The 21,321-nt window shown below is 43.7% G+C and carries 19 protein-coding genes; 9 read left to right on the top strand and 10 right to left on the bottom strand.

The genetic code is table 11. The features are described 5' to 3' along the window. Nucleotides 1-547 precede the first annotated feature (547 nt). From KI742_RS22335 to dusA, 7 genes are all read right to left on the bottom strand, one after another. A complete protein-coding gene (locus KI742_RS22335; protein WP_005382748.1) occupies nt 548-1,327 on the bottom strand; it encodes a phosphoadenylyl-sulfate reductase in 780 nt (259 codons plus the stop codon). Then, nucleotides 1,320-3,056, bottom strand: coding sequence for an assimilatory sulfite reductase (NADPH) hemoprotein subunit (gene cysI, locus KI742_RS22330; protein WP_017821724.1), 1,737 nt, complete (start codon nt 3,054-3,056; stop codon nt 1,320-1,322). The genes KI742_RS22335 and cysI overlap by 8 nt, the downstream gene beginning before the upstream one ends. Beyond that, the gene (locus tag KI742_RS22325) at nt 3,056-4,927 is read right to left on the bottom strand and encodes an assimilatory sulfite reductase (NADPH) flavoprotein subunit (RefSeq protein ID WP_005381262.1); all 1,872 of its coding nucleotides are present in this window, start codon (nt 4,925-4,927) and stop codon (nt 3,056-3,058) included. Before KI742_RS22325 ends, cysI begins: the two co-directional genes overlap by 1 nt. A 117-nt stretch (nt 4,928-5,044) precedes the next feature. Beyond that, the gene (locus tag KI742_RS22320) at nt 5,045-5,275 is read right to left on the bottom strand and encodes a hypothetical protein (protein ID WP_285385861.1); all 231 of its coding nucleotides are present in this window, start codon (nt 5,273-5,275) and stop codon (nt 5,045-5,047) included. Between the two features lie 157 nt (nt 5,276-5,432). After that, nucleotides 5,433-6,092, bottom strand: coding sequence for a TIGR04219 family outer membrane beta-barrel protein (locus KI742_RS22315; protein WP_285385863.1), 660 nt, complete (start codon nt 6,090-6,092; stop codon nt 5,433-5,435). Nucleotides 6,093-6,190: 98 nt separating this feature from the next. Next, on the bottom strand, nt 6,191-6,406 hold the full coding sequence (gene pspG, locus KI742_RS22310) for an envelope stress response protein PspG (RefSeq protein ID WP_005381266.1): 216 nt from the start codon (nt 6,404-6,406) through the stop codon (nt 6,191-6,193). Between the two features lie 161 nt (nt 6,407-6,567). Further along, nucleotides 6,568-7,548: a tRNA dihydrouridine(20/20a) synthase DusA gene (gene dusA / locus KI742_RS22305; protein ID WP_226084096.1), complete on the bottom strand. Its 981-nt coding sequence runs from the start codon at nt 7,546-7,548 to the stop codon at nt 6,568-6,570. Nucleotides 7,549-7,797: 249 nt separating this feature from the next. Between dusA and KI742_RS22300 the strand changes: the two genes are divergently transcribed. From KI742_RS22300 to KI742_RS22270, 7 genes are all read left to right on the top strand, one after another. Further along, nucleotides 7,798-8,877 (top strand): site-specific integrase, encoded by a 1,080-nt coding sequence (locus KI742_RS22300; RefSeq protein WP_226084095.1) that lies wholly within the window; start codon nt 7,798-7,800, stop codon nt 8,875-8,877. Between the two features lie 302 nt (nt 8,878-9,179). After that, nucleotides 9,180-10,250 carry a tyrosine-type recombinase/integrase gene (locus tag KI742_RS22295; RefSeq protein WP_226084094.1) on the top strand — a complete coding sequence of 357 codons (1,071 nt, stop codon included), beginning with the start codon at nt 9,180-9,182 and terminating at the stop codon, nt 10,248-10,250. Nucleotides 10,251-10,309: 59 nt separating this feature from the next. Continuing rightward, nucleotides 10,310-11,395: a helicase RepA family protein gene (locus KI742_RS22290; protein WP_191685700.1), complete on the top strand. Its 1,086-nt coding sequence runs from the start codon at nt 10,310-10,312 to the stop codon at nt 11,393-11,395. Nucleotides 11,396-11,624: 229 nt separating this feature from the next. Beyond that, nucleotides 11,625-12,320, top strand: a complete 696-nt coding sequence (locus KI742_RS22285; RefSeq protein WP_191685699.1) for a hypothetical protein — start codon at nt 11,625-11,627, stop codon at nt 12,318-12,320. A 697-nt stretch (nt 12,321-13,017) separates the two neighbouring features. Further along, entirely contained in the window at nt 13,018-13,809 is a 792-nt protein-coding gene (locus KI742_RS22280; RefSeq protein ID WP_306309106.1) for a hypothetical protein, read from the top strand. A 527-nt stretch (nt 13,810-14,336) separates the two neighbouring features. Then, nucleotides 14,337-14,801: a zinc uptake transcriptional repressor Zur gene (gene zur / locus KI742_RS22275; RefSeq protein WP_005381268.1), complete on the top strand. Its 465-nt coding sequence runs from the start codon at nt 14,337-14,339 to the stop codon at nt 14,799-14,801. Nucleotides 14,802-14,810: 9 nt separating this feature from the next. Further along, nucleotides 14,811-15,272 carry a chemotaxis protein CheX gene (locus KI742_RS22270; protein ID WP_005381269.1) on the top strand — a complete coding sequence of 154 codons (462 nt, stop codon included), beginning with the start codon at nt 14,811-14,813 and terminating at the stop codon, nt 15,270-15,272. A gap of 99 nt (nt 15,273-15,371) precedes the next feature. Here KI742_RS22270 and pgi read toward each other — a convergent pair whose 3' ends face one another. After that, nucleotides 15,372-17,024 carry a glucose-6-phosphate isomerase gene (gene pgi, locus KI742_RS22265; protein WP_005381270.1) on the bottom strand — a complete coding sequence of 551 codons (1,653 nt, stop codon included), beginning with the start codon at nt 17,022-17,024 and terminating at the stop codon, nt 15,372-15,374. Between the two features lie 306 nt (nt 17,025-17,330). Between pgi and KI742_RS22260 the strand changes: the two genes are divergently transcribed. After that, complete coding sequence (locus KI742_RS22260; RefSeq protein ID WP_005381271.1) at nt 17,331-17,750, top strand: secondary thiamine-phosphate synthase enzyme YjbQ; 420 nt, start codon at nt 17,331-17,333, stop codon at nt 17,748-17,750. A gap of 38 nt (nt 17,751-17,788) precedes the next feature. Here KI742_RS22260 and alr read toward each other — a convergent pair whose 3' ends face one another. Next, a complete protein-coding gene (gene alr, locus KI742_RS22255; RefSeq protein ID WP_031777284.1) occupies nt 17,789-18,865 on the bottom strand; it encodes an alanine racemase in 1,077 nt (358 codons plus the stop codon). A 13-nt stretch (nt 18,866-18,878) separates the two neighbouring features. After that, the gene (locus tag KI742_RS22250) at nt 18,879-20,279 is read right to left on the bottom strand and encodes a replicative DNA helicase (RefSeq protein WP_005382759.1); all 1,401 of its coding nucleotides are present in this window, start codon (nt 20,277-20,279) and stop codon (nt 18,879-18,881) included. Between the two features lie 221 nt (nt 20,280-20,500). On the opposite strand from KI742_RS22250, the gene KI742_RS22245 reads away from it, so the two are divergent. After that, nucleotides 20,501-21,265 (top strand): DUF481 domain-containing protein, encoded by a 765-nt coding sequence (locus KI742_RS22245; protein WP_005381276.1) that lies wholly within the window; start codon nt 20,501-20,503, stop codon nt 21,263-21,265. Nucleotides 21,266-21,321: the final 56 nt, after the last annotated feature.

Raw genomic sequence — 21,321 nt, 5'->3', positions numbered from 1 at the left:
AATTGACTGTGCTGAATCTTTCGATTCAATGGTCACTTCGTTTCATTGAAACCTAATTTGATACCGCTTTCCGTTAAGAAAGAAATATCTAATTGGATTATCATCAACGAGTGCCCACACAGATTGATAGGTCTATATTGTTAAAGAGCAACTCTTCTTTGTGATTGACATCACTTCGGAAGAGGCGGCCATTCTAGCGAGATAATTTATTGTGTCAAACACTTTCTTCAAATTATTTCGTTTTTCTTTTCAGCCTTATCAACTTCGCTTAACCCCTTGTGAGGCCTTGCCCTGTCGACGAGGAGGCATTATAGAGATCGCGCTCACATTGGCAAGTGTTATTTTTCAAAAATTGCAAAAACAGTGGTTAAACGATGAGTTTTCGATCAAACCTTTATTTATTCAACTTTACCCCAAACTATCACACAACTTATCCACAGAGTTGTTCTTTGAGACGTGTTTTTCAAGTACCATAAATAAAGAAAGCTGCTTTATTGCAGCTATCTTTATTAAACTTAACCTAAACTCTATTTAAAGAGCATTATGGCTATATGCCAGACCCATCTTGTTCAGAGCCATCATCTTCGTGTAGGCCACATTCTCGCTTTAAGCCAAAGAATCGAGTTTCTTCCTCTGACATTCCCGGCTCCCATTTACGAGTAGTATGTGTATCACCAACTGAAAGGTAACCTTCATCCCACAATGGGTGGTATTTAAGGCCGTGTTGTTCTAAGTAGTAATGAACGTCTTTATTAGTCCAATCAATTACTGGTAGAAATTTAAACACACCGTTCTGAATTGATAGAATCGGTAAACCTGCACGAGATTTACTTTGCTCTCGACGCAGTCCAGAGAACCACGTTCCAACATTAAGCTCTTTTAACGCTCGACGCATCGGCTCAACTTTATTGAGCTTGTTGTATTTTTCAATTCCCTCTACGCCTTGCTCCCATAATTTTCCATATCGAGCTTCTTGCCAATTCGCACTTTCCTTGGCTCGATAAACTTTTAAATTTAGGTTGAGAGCATCTGTCAGCTCATCGATAAATCGGTACGTCTCAGCAAACAGGTAACCAGTATCGGTTAGAATGACGGGGATGTCCGCTTTGGCGCGAGTAACTAAATGAAGCATAACCGCGGCTTGAATACCAAAACTAGAAGAAACCGCGAACTCGCCTTCTAGATTATCTAAAGCCCACGCTACTCTCTCTTGTGCTGAAAGCTTTTCGAGCTCGACATTAATTTGAGCAAGACGGAGGATTTGCTCCGTCTTTGTTAATGTCAGTAACTCTGTGAGCTCCAGCTTGGATGCTACAGAATCAAGCATGAAAGTCCCTCTTTGATACGAGCACTTCTTGGATAATGCCAGCACGAATAGTGAAATCGCCAAAGGCTTCGCCTTCTTCACGCTCTTTCGACCATCGGGCCACCAGCAGATCAATCTCTTCTAAGATTTGCTTATCCGTGATGTTCTCTTTATACATTTTTGGTACTCGAGTACCGGCACGGTTACCACCTAGGTGCAAATTGTAACGACCCGGCGCTTTGCCAACTAGACCAATTTCAGCCAACATTGCGCGACCACAACCATTTGGACACCCAGTTACACGCAAAATGATGTTGTCATTTTCTGGTAGGTTGTGCTTCTCCAGAATCCCCTCCACATCAGTAACAAACTGAGGAAGGAAGCGTTCAGCTTCTGCCATCGCTAGCGGACAAGTTGGAAAAGCAACACAAGCCATTGAGTTCTTACGCTGTTCACTTACGCCGTCGTCCATTAAGCCATGTTCACGAGCGATCTTTTCAATCTTCGCTTTTTCGTTTTTAGGTACACCCGCAACAATTAGGTTTTGGTTTGCTGTCATGCGGAAATCGCCTTTGTGGATTTTGGCAATTTCAGCAACCCCCGTCTTAAGTGGTTTACCTGGAAAGTCTAATAAGCGACCGTTTTCGATGAAAAGCGCTAAATGATATTTACCATCAATTCCTTCTACCCAGCCAATACGGTCACCACGTTCTGTGAATTCATATGGACGGCTTTGCTCAAACTTAACACCAGCACGTTTCTCGACTTCCGCTTTAAAGACATCGCTACCTACACGATCCAATGTGTATTTGGTTTTTGCGTTCTTACGGTTTGAACGGTTACCCCAGTCGCGCTGAGTTGTTACTACAGCTGCGGCAACATCAAGTGTCTTGTCCAGCGGAATAAAGCCAAAGTCGTCAGCGCGGCGCGGATAAGTTGATGTATCGCCATGCGTCATCGCTAAGCCGCCGCCGACCAGGACGTTAAAACCAACCAGCTTGCCGTTATCTGCAATCGCTACGAAGTTGAGATCGTTAGCGTGTACATCTACGTCATTTTGCGGTGGGATAACCACTGTGGTTTTAAACTTACGTGGTAAGTAGTTCTTGCCTAGAATCGGTTCGTCTTCTTCCGTGCTTTCTACTTTTTCACCGTCTAGCCAAATCTCTGCATAAGCTCGTGTTTTCGGAAGCAGGTGTTCACTGATTCTCTTCGCCCATTCGTAAGCTTCTTGGTGTAACTCTGACTCCACTGGATTAGTGGTACACAACACGTTACGGTTTACATCACCCGCGGTTGCAATCGAATCAATACCAATACTGTTGAGCGTTTGATGCATCAACTTAATATTCGGTTTTAATACCCCATGAAACTGGAACGTTTGGCGAGTCGTCAGACGAATACTTCCATATAAAGAGTGCTCCGTTGCGAACTTGTCGATCGCTAACCATTGCGTTGGCGTGATGATGCCTCCAGGCATACGAGCACGAAGCATCACATTATGTAATGGTTCCAGTTTTTGCTTTGTGCGTTCATTACGGATATCACGATCGTCTTGTTGATACATACCGTGGAAACGAATTAACTGGAAGTTGTCGGCAGTAAAGCCACCAGTAATACGGTCCTGTAAATCTTGCTCAATGGTGCCACGTAATAAGTTGCTTTCTCGCTTCAGGCGCTCGTTATCAGATAGCGGCCCTAACTCTTCACCTAATACAACCTGCTTATTATTGTCCGTAGAAAAAGTCATTAGTACACATCCCTCTGATAACGTTTCGCTTTACGTAGGTCATTAATAAATTGTTCTGCATCGTCACGCGGCATCTTGCCTTCTTGTTCAGCAACGATAACCAATGCGTCGTGCACATCTTTTGCCATACGCGTTGCATCACCGCAGACATAGATATAAGCGCCTTCTTGGATCCACTGCCACACTTGAGCTGCGTTTTCTAAGATGCGATGTTGTACGTAAACCTTTTCTACTTGGTCACGACTAAAGGCAACATCCAATCGGCTTAGTACTCCTGACTTGAGATACTTTTGCCATTCCACTTGGTATAAGAAGTCTTGAGTGAACGTGCGATCACCAAAGAACAACCAGTTTTTGCCTTCAGCATCACGGTTTTCACGTTCCTGAATAAAGCTTCGGAATGGTGCGATCCCTGTGCCAGGACCAACCATGATAATTGGAGTGCTATCATCTTCCGGCAGTTTAAAGTTGTTGTTATGCTCAACAAATACTTTAACTTCATCTCCCTCTTCGAGACGCTGTGCTAAGAAACTAGACGCTCCACCATATCGTTTTTCGTCGTTTTGTTCGTACTCAACCAAAGCAACCGTTAGGTGTACTTCTTCATCGACCTCTTCTTGGCTTGATGCAATAGAGTAAAGGCGTGGAGTAAGACGACGAAGCAAACCAATCAATTCATCTGCGGTTAACTTGGTTTTCTTTTCTGCCAGTACATCAACGATTTGAGTATTTGCAGAGTACTCGCGAAGCTTATCTTTATCTTCAACTAACTTTTGTAGCTTCTTGCTACCGGATAACTCGGCAAACTTTGTGATGAGCTGTGGGTTAGATGTTGTGATTTCATATTTACTCACAAGAGCACTGTGGATTGACAAGCTTTCACCATCAACGTCAACAGTCTCAACCCCAGACAAACCGACCTTACCAAGAATGGCATTTGCAAGTTCCGAGCTATTTTCAAACCACACACCTAGTGCATCACCAGGCTGATACGTTAAGCCCGAGCCTTCTAAGTCGATTTCTATATGACGAACGTCTTTTCCAGAGTCACGGCCCGTGATTTTTTGACTGGTCAGTAACGTCGCAGTGTACGGATTTTGTTTATTGTAAGGAGAGTGCGCAGTCGCAGCTTGACCCACAGGAAGTTGAACCACATCCGCTTCAGAGCCAGAAGACAGTGTATCTTTTACCTTGTCTAACGCATTCTTACGCCATTCAGTTGCAGGGGCTTCATAATCCACATCGCAATCAAGACGCTCGATAAATGGAGTCGCGCCTAGCTTTGATAGGTAAGTGTCGAAGTCTTTACCGGTCTGACAGAAGAACTCGTAGCTAGAATCTCCCAATGCAATAACACCATATTGCAGGTTTGGCAGCTTAGGAGCCTTCTTCGATTGCAAAAACTCATGTAGCTCAATGGCATTGTCTGGCGCTTCGCCTTCGCCGTTAGTCGATGCCACAATAATGACATGCGTTTCTTTGGCTAAGTTTTTACCTTTGTAATCGCTTGCATCAAAAAGTTCGACTGCAATTCCTTCTGCTTTTGCTTCCTGTTCCAGAGCTTCAGCAACACCTTTAGCATTGCCCGTTTGGGAAGCAAAAATAATACTCAACTTACCTGCTGGCTTCGCTGATACGGCTGCCGTTGCTTGTGCAATTGGCGTTACCGCTGTGTTTGGTTGATTTTGAGCTAATCCCCAAAAATACCCACTGACCCAAGCAAGTTGCTGTGAAGACAACTCAGAGACAGTTTGTTGGAGTGAGCTAATTTGTTGGTCATTCAGAGGGCTTGCGATTGGAGGATTTCCTCCTTGCCCATTATTATCTTCAGACACATTCTTGTGAGAATACTCATTCTTTTGAAAAGACATTATCACGACATCCCTATTCATTGCGTGACGATAGAGTACCCACTCTCCTTAATAACAAGAAAGAATAGAAGTGAATGTTTTATAACTTTTTGGAAGTAAGAACGGCTTACTTTTTGCTCATCGATCTTCAATGCGGACTTGTTGAAAGCCTACTGCCATTGCCGATTTTGACGCAGCATCCAAATCTTCATAAAGACATTCTTCGCCGTGACTGTCCGTTAGAAAAACAAAACCACCGCGCGCATGTCTGAACTCTACAACCCAACCACCCTCTTGGATTGCAGGCTCAATAATCGCTTCGATAAGCTGATTTTCACGGAATAGATGTCGTAGTTCATTTATTGTCATCGCTATCCCTGCTTTAACTTTCACATTGCTCCTAGGTAAGCATGGTCTAAGTCAGCCAAATAGGGAGAAATTTCGATTAGATATAATGAAGTGATATAAAAAAACGCCGCTTATAAAGCGACGTTTTAAGTAAATCGAATATCTAATATGGCTGAGTTTAGAACGCGTATTCCGCACTCACAAAGAAGCCGTTAGCAAAAATAAACTCTTTCCCTAGATCCGACATGAATTTATCGGACTCTAAATCAATCACACGGTAACCTCCACGAAAAGCCAGTTGAGCTTTTTCGAGCGGTACATTGTATTGAACACCTGCCATGAAATCGGTGCTTTTGATACCTTTGTTGTCACCAAAGTTTATCTCACCAATCACATCAAAGTTTGTATCCGGAACTTGAATTTCTGCGTAACCATACCAAGCCCAAATCAGCTCATCAAATTCTTCTACACGCCTGCTTGAGCCAGCATCAATGTATTTAGTGTCACTTAAATTACTGAACGTGAGACCCGCATCAAAGTGCAATAAATCATGCTCTAGAACGTGGTAATACAAGGTTAAATCGAGCTTATCGAACCCCATGTAATCCGCATCAACACTTGAGTAACGAAGGCGCGCATTAGGGACATATTTAACATCATGTTCAATCGCCGCGTAAAAAGTGCCTGCGGTACTGCTATCTCGTCTCACTTCATTAACTTTAGTGTCGGCAGCCCATACCTCTGCGCCGACTTTTGTCGATACAGAGTACTCTGCAAAAACAGGAAAAGATACTGCCAACGATAATGCCGTTAAAGCGATGTTCGCTTTATTTGTCATGTAGTATTTACTCCGAGATAGCTGATATTCACGTAGAGGACGTGAGAGGAAATATACCATATTCTCACGCCTCTCCATCAACTAAATGATGTTACTCATTATTTATAGCGGGGCTGAGCGACGTAATTCTTGAAGAACCAAATACCCAATGCAATCACGATTAACCATGGTAATAGTTTAAGTACCGCTCCAACCATTCCCAGTAAAAACATCACAACTAACGCAATACCAGTTGCTGCGAATACGGTCATCATTGTGATACCCGTAACCAACAAGGTCGCCGCAAAGACTAAAATAAAGATTAGCTCCAACATAATCACTTCTCCATTTGTTTTCAATAAACAGAGCAGTTTCCATACCAACTTACAGAAACGAAGTTAAGATTATGATTTTTAATAAAAAAAAGTCAGAGGCATTTCTGCACTCTGGCTTTATCATTCTTTAGTTGGTAATTTTAGCCATTCACTGGCGAATTTTACACATTCAATTCTTTTGGAATCTTAGCTAGCGCGTCTTGCAATACTTCTAGACCAGAACCTGGTTTGTGCGCATTTTCACTGATATGACGACGCCATTGACGAGCACCGGGCATGCTTTGGAACAAGCCTAACATGTGACGGGTAATATGACCAAGGTACGCACCTTTCGCTAATTGCGCTTCAATGTATGGATACATCTCTTCAACAATTTCGCTGCGTTTCTTCACTGGAGCATTAGAGCCAAACAACTCTTGATCTACCGATGCCAGTAAATATGGGCTTTGGTATGCTTCACGACCAATCATCACACCGTCAAGATGCTGAAGATGTGCTTTTGCTTCTTCTAATGATTTCACGCCACCGTTAATCGCAATCGTTAGGTGTGAGAAGTCTTGCTTCAATTGGTAAGCGCGTGGGTAATCCAATGGTGGGATCTCACGGTTTTCTTTTGGGCTTAGACCACTTAACCATGCTTTACGTGCGTGGATAGTGAACTGCTCACAGCCACCCTTTTCTGAAACAATAGAAACGAAATCCGTTAGGAATTCGTAAGAGTCTTGATCATCAATACCAATGCGAGTCTTGACTGTTACAGGGATATCGACCACGTCTTTCATTGCTGCGACACAATCCGCAACTAACTGCGGTTCAGCCATTAGGCAAGCACCAAATCGACCGTTTTGTACGCGGTCAGATGGACACCCCACATTTAGGTTAATCTCATCGTAGCCACGCTCTTGCGCTAGCTTGGCACACGTAGCCAAATCTGCTGGGTTTGAACCACCAAGTTGAAGGGCTAACGGATGCTCTTCTTCGTTATAAGCCAGGAAATCTCCTTTTCCATGAATGATCGCACCTGTCGTCACCATTTCAGTGTACAACAGGGTTTCTTTGGTCATTAAGCGATGGAAGTAGCGACAATGACGATCAGTCCAATCTAACATGGGAGCGACAGAAAGGCGGGAAGATGGATACATAGTTAAAATCTCACTAAATTTCAGCGCCTTAGCTACATAATCCACTACGGCGAAACTGGGTAAAACTAGTCATTATCTCGCTGTTGTACCCCTAAATGTCCCTCAAGGGATTATTTTAGGGACACAAAAGGTACAGGACGAGCTGTGGGGTACGGGATTATACATACAGCTATCCAGTGCTTCAAATGTGGGCAATGGGAACTTTCATCAACAACCTCTCCTTCAATTAACGTATTTGAGAGGCTAAGTATGGCAACTATCGCTATTGAAAAAGTTGTAGGTAAAAAAGCTATTAAGCATAAAGCGCGAGTCAGACTAACGAGTAAAGGAAAGAGGCTTTTTGAACAGTCTAAAACCTTCCCTACTGAAAAGGAGGCGAAGAAGTGGGCGGATCAGCTTGTTACAAAGCTAGAATCAGAAGGTATACCATCTAAAGAGCCTAAGGCTCGAACCATACTCATTGGTGACCTGATTACAGAGTATCTAAATGATCCAATCACGTCCGCAGATATTGGCCGTTCAAAGTTCGCAGTTCTCAGCCGTTTAAGAGCCTATGACGTTGCTCTAGTTCGTGCAGATCACCTCACCGCCAATGACCTCGTGAACCATTGCCGTTACCGTAAATCTGAGCAGACTCAGCCTCTCCCTCAGACTATTTATCACGACATTACTTACCTAAAAAGTGTGCTCGACGTAGCCGGGCCTATGTTCGGATACGAAGCAAACACCAAAGCACACGATGATGCTATTCCGAGCCTGATAAAATACGGACTGATCGGTCGCAGTGTACGAAGAGAGCGCAGACCAACACCAAAAGAACTAGAACTCATGGAGCGAGGGCTAAAGAGAAGGCAATCACATAGAGCAGCCCATATCCCGCTAGTGGACATTTTTCACTTATCTCTTCTTACATGTATGAGATTAGGGGAAATTACCCGCATCACTTGGGACGACGTAAATTTCAAGGCATCTACATTAACCATCCGAGATCGTAAAGATCCAAGAAGCAAAAAAGGAAACCATTGCACCATCCCACTTTTTCCCAAAGCAAAAGAGATTATTCTTCGCCAACCACGAAAGGATGCTCGCGTCTTCCCATATAAAAAAGAATCTATCGGGGCGGCATGGCAAAGGGTGTGTAGAGAAGAGAGAATCGAAGATCTTCGTTATCACGACCTTCGGGCCGAAGGTGCTTGCCAACTTCTAGAGAGAGGATTGAGCATCGTAGAGGTTTCAAAAATTACAGGCCACAAAGATCTCAATGTGCTCAATAATGTTTACTTACGTATAAATATCCAGTCTATACATGAGCCAAATCAGGATAATTAAACCTACCCAAAGCTCGAAATGTGACAAGTGTCACTATTTTTGGTTTTAGTTGATTTTTTTTTATTACACCAAACCTACTTCTTAGATTACTGAAAGCAAAAGATCGTCAGAACCATGCGTTTTTTAGCCGTTTCTGGTGGTCTTTTCACTCCGAGACCAAAAACACCCCCACCGACCATTACCCCCTCAAAAACAGCCTTTTTTGAGCGTTTTTAGCGAATTGAGCATTTTCAAAAGTGCTCTTAGTATCAAAACCAACGCGGAATGACCGCATTTTTTATGATTTTCCCGAGGCGTGGCGAGTGGCAACTAAAGCTATTGAACCAGTAAATACCCAACGAGGCACGAGATACAAAGCTCGTGTTCGGGTTACGTCTCATGGGAAAACGCTAAGAGAGTGCAGCACAACTTTTGACACATATCCTGAAGCAGAAAAGTGGGCAGAGAAAACCGCAAAACTTGCAGATAGAGAAGGAGTTAAAGGACTACAAAAAGCAAAGAAGAACAAGCGAATTCTGATCGGTGATGTTATTAACATGACTCTCACCGAAGAACCAACAGCTAGCAACCTAAATCGAAGTAAAAGAGCAAATCTAAAAATGCTACTCAGCTATCCGATCGCTAAAGTTCCAGTAGAAAATTTGAGCGCAAAAGTACTATTTGAACACTGCAAAATTAGATGCGAGACAGTGAAGCCTCAAACTGTTTCGCATGATATTTCAAACCTGTGCACAGCATTAAAAGACGCAATCACATTCTACGGCATCTCATGTGATTGCACGGTATTTAATGATGCGCGATCTTCGCTGCAACGACATGGATTTATCGCTCGTAGCGATGAGCGTATTAGACGTCCAACACTTAAAGAGCTTCAACAAATTTCAGGAGCTCTAGAAACTAAAGAAAGTTGCTCAACGAGAATTCTTCCTTTGTCAGACATAGTCGACTTAGCGGTAGAAACTGCAATGAGACGTGGGGAAATAGTCAAAATGCAAAGAAGAGACTATTGCAAAAAAACGAAGACCCTTGTGATACGAGATCGTAAAGATCCGCGTAAATCGCAACGACATACAACCAAAATTTCTTTATCAGAAAAAGCTCTGGAGATATTAGAAAAGTACTCAGACAAAAAAGATGATGACTTAATCTTTGACTATAAAGCTGATGCTATTAGCAGGGCTTGGCGCAAGCTAACAAAAGACTTGAAGATTGATGATCTACGCTTTCATGATCTTAGAGCAGAAGCAGCTTCGCGTCTCTTTGAGTCTGGCCTAAGCGCCCCAGAAGTGGCACAGATAACTGGTCACAGAAGTGTAGATATTCTGAACAGACACTATCTGAGACTAAACCTAGTAGCTACAACATCCCATTAATTCTATTTCAGTGCGCTTGTAGCGAGCTGAATTTATAACTAAATTACAACGGAGAAAAAATGAATCCGACTCAAATTGATCTATTTAGCGGTAACGCTGCTCTACCTATTGAGCTAGTAAAACCAACTCAAAAGCGCTTCGGTAACCTAAAGTTCTCGATCGGCTCCTCTGGGTTTGACGCAGCTACAGAGTGGCTAGTCAAAGGCTTAATCCCGGCTTCGTCATTTGGGATGGTTTACGGCGCAAGCGGGTCTCTAAAGACATTTCTTACACTTGAGGTATCTTGCTCAGTTACAACGGGTAAAGCATGGAACAATAAACCCGTTCAACGTGGTGCAGTTGTATACATTGCAGCTGAGGGTCAGACAGGCGTCGCAAAGCGTGTTAAGGCATGGGAAATAGCAAATGGTGTTGAGACTCAAAACCTCTACATTCTAGGCCACAGTATGAACATTTCAGATGTAGATGATGTTACAACCCTAGCACATTCAATCAAAGAGCTAGAATTTAATGAAAACGTAAAAGTGCGGTTGGTCGTTATAGACACCCTCGCACGCTGCTACTCCGGTGACGAAAACACATCTCGCGATATGTCTGCATTTGTCAATGGCTGCGACAAAATCAAATCATTGATAGACACTACTGTTTTGTGTGTTCATCACTCTGGTCGCGATGAATCTAGAGGCGCACGGGGAAGCTCAGCACTGAGAGCGGCTTGCGATTTTGAATTTCAAGTGAAGCGTGACGGTAAGAGTAAAGTTCTGACGTTTTCCAACACCAAGCAAAAAGAAGGAAATGAAGCTCCTGATCTTGAAGTTGAGTTTGATTTGGTCGATCTCGGTATTCAATGTGATGAGAAACTGCCCGTAACATCTCTTGCAAGAGTAAAACCAGTGAAAGTCAAAGCGGAAAGGGATTATGAATCTGACAATCCCGTACTTACACTACTGAGTGAAAAATTTGACGGTACAGCTAACCGTATTGAGTTGCGTCAAGCTCTGTATTCATCGGACTCAAAACCAACTGACGCTCAGCGTAAAGCATTCAGTCGCTCACTCAAGAAGTTGCAATCGTCAGGTCGCATTTGTGTTGAGCAAGTATCATCACGCGCTTCTGACGAAGATATCATAAGTCTTACTCATTGATACTGTGACCATGTGACACACCTTTTGGTGTGTCACACAGTCACTGTAATAATGAGAAGACAACGCCTTAACCTTTCAACCGCGAATCGATAAAAAATGTATTTTTTGTCGGTTCGTGGTTACTTACCTCAGCCTACTCATGACAGGACAAATACACTATTGAGTATTTTCACACCCAAAAATCACAGCCAGAATGGGAAGGCTGAGAGCTTAATGTATGGGTGATTAAATGCTTTACAAATTTGTAAATAAACAGTTCATGGATGGATTCTTTGAACGTGGAAGTTTGAGACTTGGGACAATTTTAGACTTCAATGATATCGTCACACACGGCACAGCACGAGGTGACACGGGTGAAGGACAACATGGCATTGTTCGTCACATTGAAGGGGAATTAAAAGTTCAAGGAGGAAAGCAGGAACCAATCGTAGACGAATTTTTTAAAATTGAGGGCGGTGGCGAATTAACACTCGCTGATTTGAGCCTACAAACATCAAGACGTTGCGGGAATGGTTTCCTTTTCTGTACAAGCAATGAGTATACTAACGACCTTTTTAGACGCTGGAATCTAGAAGAACAGACAGACGCTTGCTACCAAATTTTTAATCCTCATGGCTTCTACCATGAAGTCACGAAAGTAATAAGAAACAGTGTGTCAGCGTATGGCTTTAGAGATGTAATATATACGCCAGATCCAATCCCTTACAACTCGCCACATGCTGAGGAGAGCCCTGCTTTCACAAAGGAAAAAACCAAATATTCTTGGCAAAAAGAAAACCGATGTGTTTGGCAACCGCTTTTCCCACCTACTATAGTCAAACCTTGGATTATTGAAGTTCCAGAAGCTCGAAAATACTGTCGACCATTTAAAGTTTGGGATAGAGGCTCTATCAAAAATTTTAGCGACACAATTGAAACCGTTTGAGTCTTCTTTAAATGAAATAACAGGGGGTCTCTTATTTAGTCGAACTCTGACAAGCTATATGCTTCATATCAACACTCTGCTTAGTGCTAAATGAAGATCCGGTACTACTTTTAGATTGGTTGATATCAGACTCCAAGACCCTCTTTGCAAGATTTCTTAAGATAGATGCCACTTTAGCCTCTATCTCGATTTGAACTTCCCCCATCCGCCTAGGATTCCCCTCGTCTATCATAACCTGCTCTAGCAAACTCAGAGATTGCAAGTTGAGTTCCAGTACCCTCTGATACCACTGATACCGAGGCGAATTATTTTCTTTGTCTTCAGTACTAAGAAAACCTGACTCTATACAATGTCTAAAAACAGCGGATTCAATTTGCTTTGTTTTTAATTTCGGCGTAGCTAAAGCATTCGCAAATCGCTTGTCAAAAGATTGATATTCCATACGTTTATTTTAAGCATATATATTCTAGGCTAGCCCTCAAAAATATTTAGGGGAGTTGAGAGGGGCCTCCTCTCACCAATGGACAACAAACGCACAGCGAAGCTCGAGGTTGTCCTATCTGGAATACCTGTGATACCACGACATTCAAATAGTGTTGTTGCATAAATGAGCAATAATTTCTTAATCTTTTAATAAAACATGATTAAGAACTGGACGATAACAACTGAAGCAATCAAAAATGGGGCCGATGGAGTTATGGCAACAGAACGCTACTTACTCTCAGAGAAGCACCCAAATCATAGAACAACAGAAAACATCATCTCTCTCATAGGAACGGCACATACATCGCAGCGAATAGCGCTACTGGGTGAGCAATTTCGAACAAAGCAACATCTCAACCGTCAAGGAGGTCGCCCTTTATCCAGTTATGCGATGAGCTACTGCTTAACTCTCCCCAAAGGACACAGACCAACGCCAGCACAATGGAAATCTATAATCAGTGATTGCTGTAAAGCAATTAGCGAACTGCTAGAACTGAAACCTGAAGAACTTAAGCCTTTTAAATCACAGATCCGCGCAGTGTTGCACCAACAGCAACAATCCGGAGTACGGGGGGCTGGTGATCATGTACATCTTCTAGTCGGAAAAGTGCTAAACGGAAGAGTTTTACGCGTTTTACAGCAAAAGAAGTGTACCGCTCTATTGAAGCAGGCCTTTAATACAGCTGTACTCAAGCACGCAGGCCTAGATAACAAGGAATACCAACCGCATGAATTAAACAGAGGGAGGCGGTTGGAGACTTGGAAGTATCGAGAGCAAAAAGCTGCTGATGCAGTGCACACCCAAAAACTTATCATTAAACTACAACATCAAGCTGACAAGTGGTTTACTGCAAAAGAAGAACAAGACTACAGGCAGCAGAACAGACAATTGAATCGACTACTGAAAACATTCGAGGAGCTGTCGACTTCTAATCTATCTACAACTCAGCAGCATCAAGTAGACAATCTAAAATCGAAAATAAGCCATGACAGATTAAAATGGTAAAAATGTCCCCTGAAATGGTGGAGAAGAGTAGAAGCAAACTCTATTAGGGGATAGTATTGATGTGAGGGTGTTGATGATGCCTGTGAATGTCCCCTCATGTCCCCTGCCTTACAACCACACGCTCAAGCCTTTGGTTTTATTGACGTTTATCGCCATAGAATCCAATCTAACATTGGTGCTACGGAGAGCCTGCAAGAATGAGTCATGATATAAACACCCGTTTTTATGTTGCCAAGGTCGAGCGCAGCAGTACGCTCAAAAAATAAGTCGGGTATTGTATACCCAAGCACCTCTGGGTGCTAGTTTCAGCGAGAATGATTTGGTTGGCTGACTAGCCAAGTGCTTAGGAATACGCAGAAGTAATACGAATCTGTCATTCGTTGATTCATTCTGTGATGATTATTCCGCCTTCACACCACCACCGACTTGCTTTAATTCATGATTTTCGTTCTGATAGTGGGTAAAATGAAGCATTTCTAAACGAACTTCGTATAGAAATGATTTATCATAGAGCACGTCCGATAGTTATGGTGAAAGGTTTGAACCCAACAATCATTGAACAAATTGAAAGTATCTGCGCAGAGCGTGGAGTACGACTGACTCCGCAACGCCGACGCGTATTTGAACTCATTTGTTCTAATCGCCGCGCCTCAAGTGCGTATGAGCTATTGGAGCAACTAAAAGAGAGTGAGCCTCAGGCTAAGCCGCCCACTGTTTATCGAGCATTAGATTTTCTCCTAGAACAAGGCTTCATCCACCGAGTGGAATCGACAAATAGCTTTATTACTTGTTGTTCTTTCAATACTCAGCAGCACTTTTTCCAATTACTAATTTGCGATAAATGTGGTGATGTCGTTGAACTCGAAGATGAGACGCTGATATCCTTGTTAGCCGAAAACGCCGAGAAGCATGGATTCAAACTGACCAACCAAGTTATTGAAACTCATGGTGAATGCCAGGCCTGTTCCTCCGAGACGAAAGAAAAAGTATAGAAGAACGTTATGCGCGCTGAATTTGTAAACCCGTTTTTAGCTTCTTTAATGAACGTGCTAAAAACTATGGCTTCTCTTGAGCTGAAGCCACAAAAACCGCGAATCAAAAAAGATGAGATCGCACGAGGTGACGTTTCTGGTCTGATTGGTATGGTAGGCCCACAAACTCGTGGTTCAATGTCGATCACCTTTGATGAAGCACTCGCCCTAGAAATCATGCAGAACATGCTTGGTGAACGTCCAAATGGGCTCAATGAAGAAGTGACCGATATGGTGGGTGAGATCACCAACATGGTTACTGGTGGTGCGAAACGCATTCTGGCGGAAAGTGGTTTTGACTTTGATATGGCAACACCGGTTGTGGTTTCGGGCCGAGGTCATACGATTCGCCACAAGTGTGAAGGCTCAATTATTATCATGCCTTTCTCTTCCCAATGGGGAAATGCCTTTATCGAAATTTGCTTCGAATAAAAGAGAAAGAATAGGTTGGCACTGGCCAACCTATTTTGTTTTTGCCTCAGGCAATAAAAAGGTCAGCATTTGCTGACCTTTTCTTTATCTATTCAAACATTAAGCTTTGAACGCTTTAAATGCGTTGATTAGACCGTTTGTTGAGCTGTCATGCGAGCTGATTTGAGACTCGTCTGCAAGCTCAGGTAGGATTTGGTTAGCCAGTTGTTTACCTAGCTCCACGCCCCATTGGTCAAAGCTGAAGATATTCCAGATAACACCTTGTACGAAAATTTTGTGTTCGTACATTGCGATCAAGTTACCTAGCGTACGAGGCGTGATTTGCTTCACTAGAATAGAGTTTGTTGGACGGTTACCTTCAAACACTTTGAATGGCGCAATCGCTGCCACTTCTTCAGCATTCTTACCTACTTTCACCAACTCTTCTTTCACGGTTTCTTCATTTTTACCAAACGCTAGAGCTTCAGTTTGCGCGAAGAAGTTAGACATCAGTTTTTGGTGATGATCGCTAGCTGGGTTGTGGCTAATTGCAGGTGCAATGAAGTCACATGGGATAAGCTTAGTACCTTGGTGAATTAGCTGGTAGAACGCGTGCTGACCGTTGGTACCTGGTTCACCCCAAATGATTGGGCCAGTTTGGTAAGTTACAGCATTGCCGTCACGGTCAACGTATTTACCGTTTGACTCCATGTTACCTTGCTGGAAGTACGCTGCGAAACGGTGCATATACTGATCGTAAGGTAGGATAGCTTCTGACTCCGCACCGTGGAAGTTGTTGTACCAAATACCAATCAAAGCAAGAATCACTGGAATATTGCTTTCTAGATCTGTTGATACGAAGTGCTTGTCCATCTCGTGAGCACCATCAAGCAACTCAACAAAATTGTCGAAACCTACTGCTAGTGCAATTGATAGACCGATCGCAGACCATAGTGAGTAACGGCCACCAACCCAGTCCCAGAATTCAAACATGTTCGCTGTATCGATACCAAATTCAGACACGGCTGTCGCGTTTGTTGAAAGCGCAGCAAAGTGTTTAGCCACATGAGCCTGATCACCCGCAGATTCTAGGAACCAATCACGAGCAGTGTGCGCGTTAGTCATGGTTTCTTGCGTTGTAAACGTCTTAGACGCGATCAAGAATAACGTCGTTTCTGGGTTAACTTTCTTCAACGTTTCAACGATGTGTGTACCATCAACGTTAGATACGAAGTGAAGGTTTAGATGATTTTTGTATGGCGCTAGAGCTTCCGTCACCATGTAAGGGCCAAGGTCAGAACCGCCGATACCGATGTTCACAATATCAGTAATTGCTTTGCCTGTGTAACCTTTCCATTCACCGCCGATAACGCGCTCAGTGAATGATTTCATTTTTTCTAGAACCGCGTTCACTGCTGGCATTACGTCTTCGCCGTCTACCATAACTGGAGTATTAGCGCGGTTACGTAGTGCAGTGTGAAGAACAGCGCGACCTTCTGTTTGGTTGATCGCTTCACCACTGAACATCGCTTCAATTGCAGATTTCAGCTCGGTCTCTTTCGCAAGAGCAAACAGGTGCTTCAGAGTTTCCTCATTGATGAGGTTCTTTGAGTAATCGACTAGGATGTCTGAGCCGAAACGTGCAGAGTATTTGTCGAAACGCGCTGCGTCTTGAGCAAACAGCTCTTTAAGATCCATATCTTGTGCAGATTCGAAATGCGCCGTTAGCGCTTTCCAAGCTTGTGTTTGCGTTGGATTGATATTTTTCAACATGGTCTTTATCCCGATGTTACAGTAGGTTCCATTCCTTACAGTCTAGCGAAAACTGTGGAATCCCCGATTTAGCAAATAGAATATAAATTAGATGTTTGGGCAAATTGCCACAAAACAAGTCTTTGTAATTTTTTTTCAGGCGCCAATTATGACCGAGAGCTTTTACACTCACATTGAGTTAGGTCACGTTCCCTGCCCTGAAATTGAACAATTCATTTACGATGACAAGAATCATATCATTTACTAATGACAGGCTCTAATTGGAATAGGATAGACGCCAATTTATAAATTTCCAAAGGAACACGTATGTGGGCACAAAAAACACTGCAATTAAAAGCGAGAAGCCGCGGTTTTCACCTGATAACTGATGAAATTGAACAACAATTACCACAAATAAACGAACTTTCAGTAGGTTTATTACACTTATTTATTCAGCACACCTCCGCCAGTTTGACCTTAAATGAGAATGCTGATCCAACCGTGCGTATGGACATGGAAGCGCACTTCAATAAGTTTGTGCCAGAGCGTGCTCCTTATTATCAGCACACCTATGAAGGTGACGACGACATGCCGGCACATATTAAAGCATCACTGCTTGGCAGTAGTGTGACGGTACCAATCCAAAATGGTCGATTAGCTTTAGGAACATGGCAAGGTATTTACTTGGGTGAGCATCGAGACTTTGGTGGTGGCCGCCGCGTTATTGCTACGATTAACGGTGAGTAGATAAAACAAAGGCTAACCTTGGGTTAGCCTTTCGTTGTTTATTTGGAGTATTCCATCTCGACGCGAGGCGTTAGCTTAGTCACGAGTTCATACGCAATCGTACCAATGTGACCCGCCACTTCTTCTACTGGGAGCTCTTTCCCCCAAAGAATCGCTTCGTCGCTGACTTTATCCGTTGCGTCTGGTCCCAAATCGACCGTCAGCATATCCATGGAAACTCGACCTGCAATAGGTACTTTACGGCCATTAACCCACACCGGCGTACCGTTTGGAGCACTTCTTGGGTAACCGTCGCCATACCCTACAGCGATGACACCCACTTTTGTATCTCGCTCACTGGTCCAAATACCACCGTAGCCAACACTTTCGCCCTTCTTCACTTCACGTACCGCAATAAGGTGGGATTTAAGTGTCATAACAGGTTGATACCCAAGATCTTGCGCCGTTTTGTCATCGAATGGCGACACACCATACATGATAATACCCGGACGAACCCAATCTAAATGGCTTTGAGGCCATGCCAATAACCCCGCAGATGCCGCCAGTGAACGTTCCCCTTGGCAACCAGAAGTCAACGATTTAAACAGCTCAATCTGTTGTGGGGTAATATCGCTATCCAGCTCATCTGCACAGCCAAAGTGGCTCATGTAACGCAACGGTTTCGCTACATTTGGACACTCCTTTAGCCGCGTTACAAACTCGTCATATTGTTCAGGACGAACCCCAAGGCGGTGCATGCCACTGTCAATCTTCAGCCACACGACAACCGGAGTTTCAAGGTCTGCTTGCTCCAAGGCGATAAGCTGCTCTTCACAGTGCACCACGGTTTGGATGTTGTTCGTCACAAGAACAGGTAAGTCACCAGGAGAGTAAAAACCTTCTAGCAATAGAATCGGCTTTACTACTCCACAAGCGCGCAGTTGCAATGCTTCTTCAATACGAGCCACACCAAACGCATCCGCATGGTTAGCATGTTTTGCAACATGACGTAATCCGTGACCATAACCATTGGCCTTGACGACAGCCATCACTTTACTTTGTGGCGCTTGAGCTTTTACGCGCTGTAAGTTGTGCTGCAACGCAGACAAATCAATGCACGCCTTGGCCGCTTTCATATAGCTCATGGGATTACTCATCATCAATATCGAATGCAGGACCCGCGTAGTTGTCGAAACGCGAATGTTGACCTTGGAAAGTGAGGCGAACAGAACCGATAGGACCGTTACGCTGTTTACCAATAATGATTTCGGCCGTACCTTTGTACGGACTATCTGGGTGATAAACCTCATCACGGTAGATGAACATGATCAAGTCAGCATCCTGCTCGATGGAACCGGATTCACGCAAGTCCGAGTTTACTGGTCGTTTATCCGCACGTTGCTCTAGGGAACGGTTTAGCTGCGACAGTGCCACAACAGGCACATTTAGCTCTTTTGCCAGCGCCTTAAGAGAGCGCGAGATCTCAGCAATCTCAAGAGTGCGGTTATCGGTTAACGAAGGCACGCGCATCAACTGAAGGTAGTCGACCATGATCATCGACAGACCGCCATGTTCACGAGCGATACGGCGAGCGCGCGAACGCACTTCGGTCGGAGTTAGACCAGAGCTATCATCAATGTACATATTTTTCTTCTGCATCAGGATACCCATAGTAGAAGAAATACGCGCCCAATCTTCGTCATCTAGCTGACCCGTACGGATCTTGGTTTGGTCTACACGAGACAAAGAGGCCAACATACGCATCATCAACTGTTCAGCTGGCATCTCTAACGAGAAAATAAGTACGGGCTTCTCTTGTTGCATGGCCGCATTTTCACACAAGTTCATCGCAAAGGTCGTTTTACCCATCGATGGACGCGCTGCGACAATCACCAAATCAGAGCCTTGCAAACCTGCGGTTTTCTTATTGAGATCGGTGAAACCGGTATCGACCCCCGTAACACCATCTTGTGGCGTTTTATACAACAACTCGATACGTTCTAACGTCTTTTCGAGGATGTTGTCGACGTTTTGTGGTCCTTCGTTTTCACTAGTTCGAGACTCGGCGATAGCAAAAACTTTACTCTCCGCCATGTCTATTAAATCTTCAGAACTACGACCTTGAGGGTCATAGCCCGCGTCCGCAATTTCATTCGCGACACCAATAAGGCCACGAACAATCGCACGCTCAGCGACAATATCAGCATACGCATTGATGTTAGCTGCACTTGGCGTATTCTTCGCCAAGTCAGCGAGGTAAGCAAAACCGCCTACATCTTCTAACAACTCATGACGCTCTAGATATTCCGATAAAGTAATAAGATCGAGAGGTTTACCCGCTTCAAGAATGGTTTTTACACCTTCAAAAATCAGGCGGTGTGGACGACTATAGAAATCACTGCTCACAACACGTTCGGCAACGGTGTCCCAACGTTCATTATCCAGTAAAAGACCACCAATTACTGATTGCTCGGCTTCTAGTGAGTGAGGTGGCACTTTGATTGCGTCGACCTGACTGTCTGAAGGTTTGCGATTTCTGTTTTCCGCCATGACTTTGCTCGATAACTACTATTGACCCACGATTATAACCTTAACCTAACTGAGATGCTTCCCCGAAGCGACAATTACTTGTTAAGAAATCATCATGTGAACCACCCGGGTAATAGCCTGGTTCTTCCGCCTAGCTCTAATAAAAATTAACCTACCATTGACCCAACCAAATATCTGTATCAGTATCATGCCCCTCCTTTTTGATTACGTTCGAGGTTGATGTGTCCCGATACTGGTTACTTAGCTTTAGCCTACTGTGCGCTAGTGCATCGTATGCTGACGAATCAGTACAGCCAGAGCAAAATATTGATGTACCCGACCCACTAAAAACCGAGGTGGAGTTCGGCTATCAAGCTCACACAGGTAACACGGACTCTCGTTCCCTGAATGCTCGTTTGAGTGCTGAATATACGTCAGGTCGACACCGTTCTAATGGTGAATGGAAGTACTACAACTTGTACAAAGACGGTGAAGAAGACAAACGCTCATCCACCTATTCCCTGCAGAGTGACTACAAGTTAGGCCCTAAGACGTATTTGTATGGCAGCTTTAAAGGAGTGGATTCTCGCTACAGTGCTTATTTTAAAGACTATACGTTGTCAGGTGGTTTGGGTTACCAGTTCTCCTACACTGAGAACTTCATTTTAGAGGTAGAAGTAGGCCCTGGTTTTCGCTATCAAGAGCCAAACTTAGACGAAATAGATGATGACGATATTGTCTTTCCCGATATCGTTAGAGAAGGCATTTTTCGAGGAAATATCAACACAACTTGGCATGCGTTGGATAATTTAAGTTTCGCCGCTGATATTACGTTGGTAACAGGTAGAAGTAACACACGTACTGATAGTGAACTCAGTGTAACCAATGATATTACTGAAGATATTGCACTGAAACTGGCGCACTCTCGTCAGTATCACGATAAAGTGCCTGAAGGCTTAAGCAAAGCGGACAGCGTATTTTCCGTTAATTTACTTTTCGCTTTTTAACCCTTTTTCTCTCAGTTTTAGAAATAAAAAAAGCACCTCCAAGGAGGTGCTTTTTA

It is taken from the genome of Vibrio sp. D417a (assembly GCF_030248595.1).
Classification (GTDB): Bacteria; Pseudomonadota; Gammaproteobacteria; order Enterobacterales; family Vibrionaceae; genus Vibrio; species Vibrio alginolyticus.
Note: the sequence above shows the minus strand (reverse complement) of the source record. Positions and strands in the feature narration are given on the sequence as shown.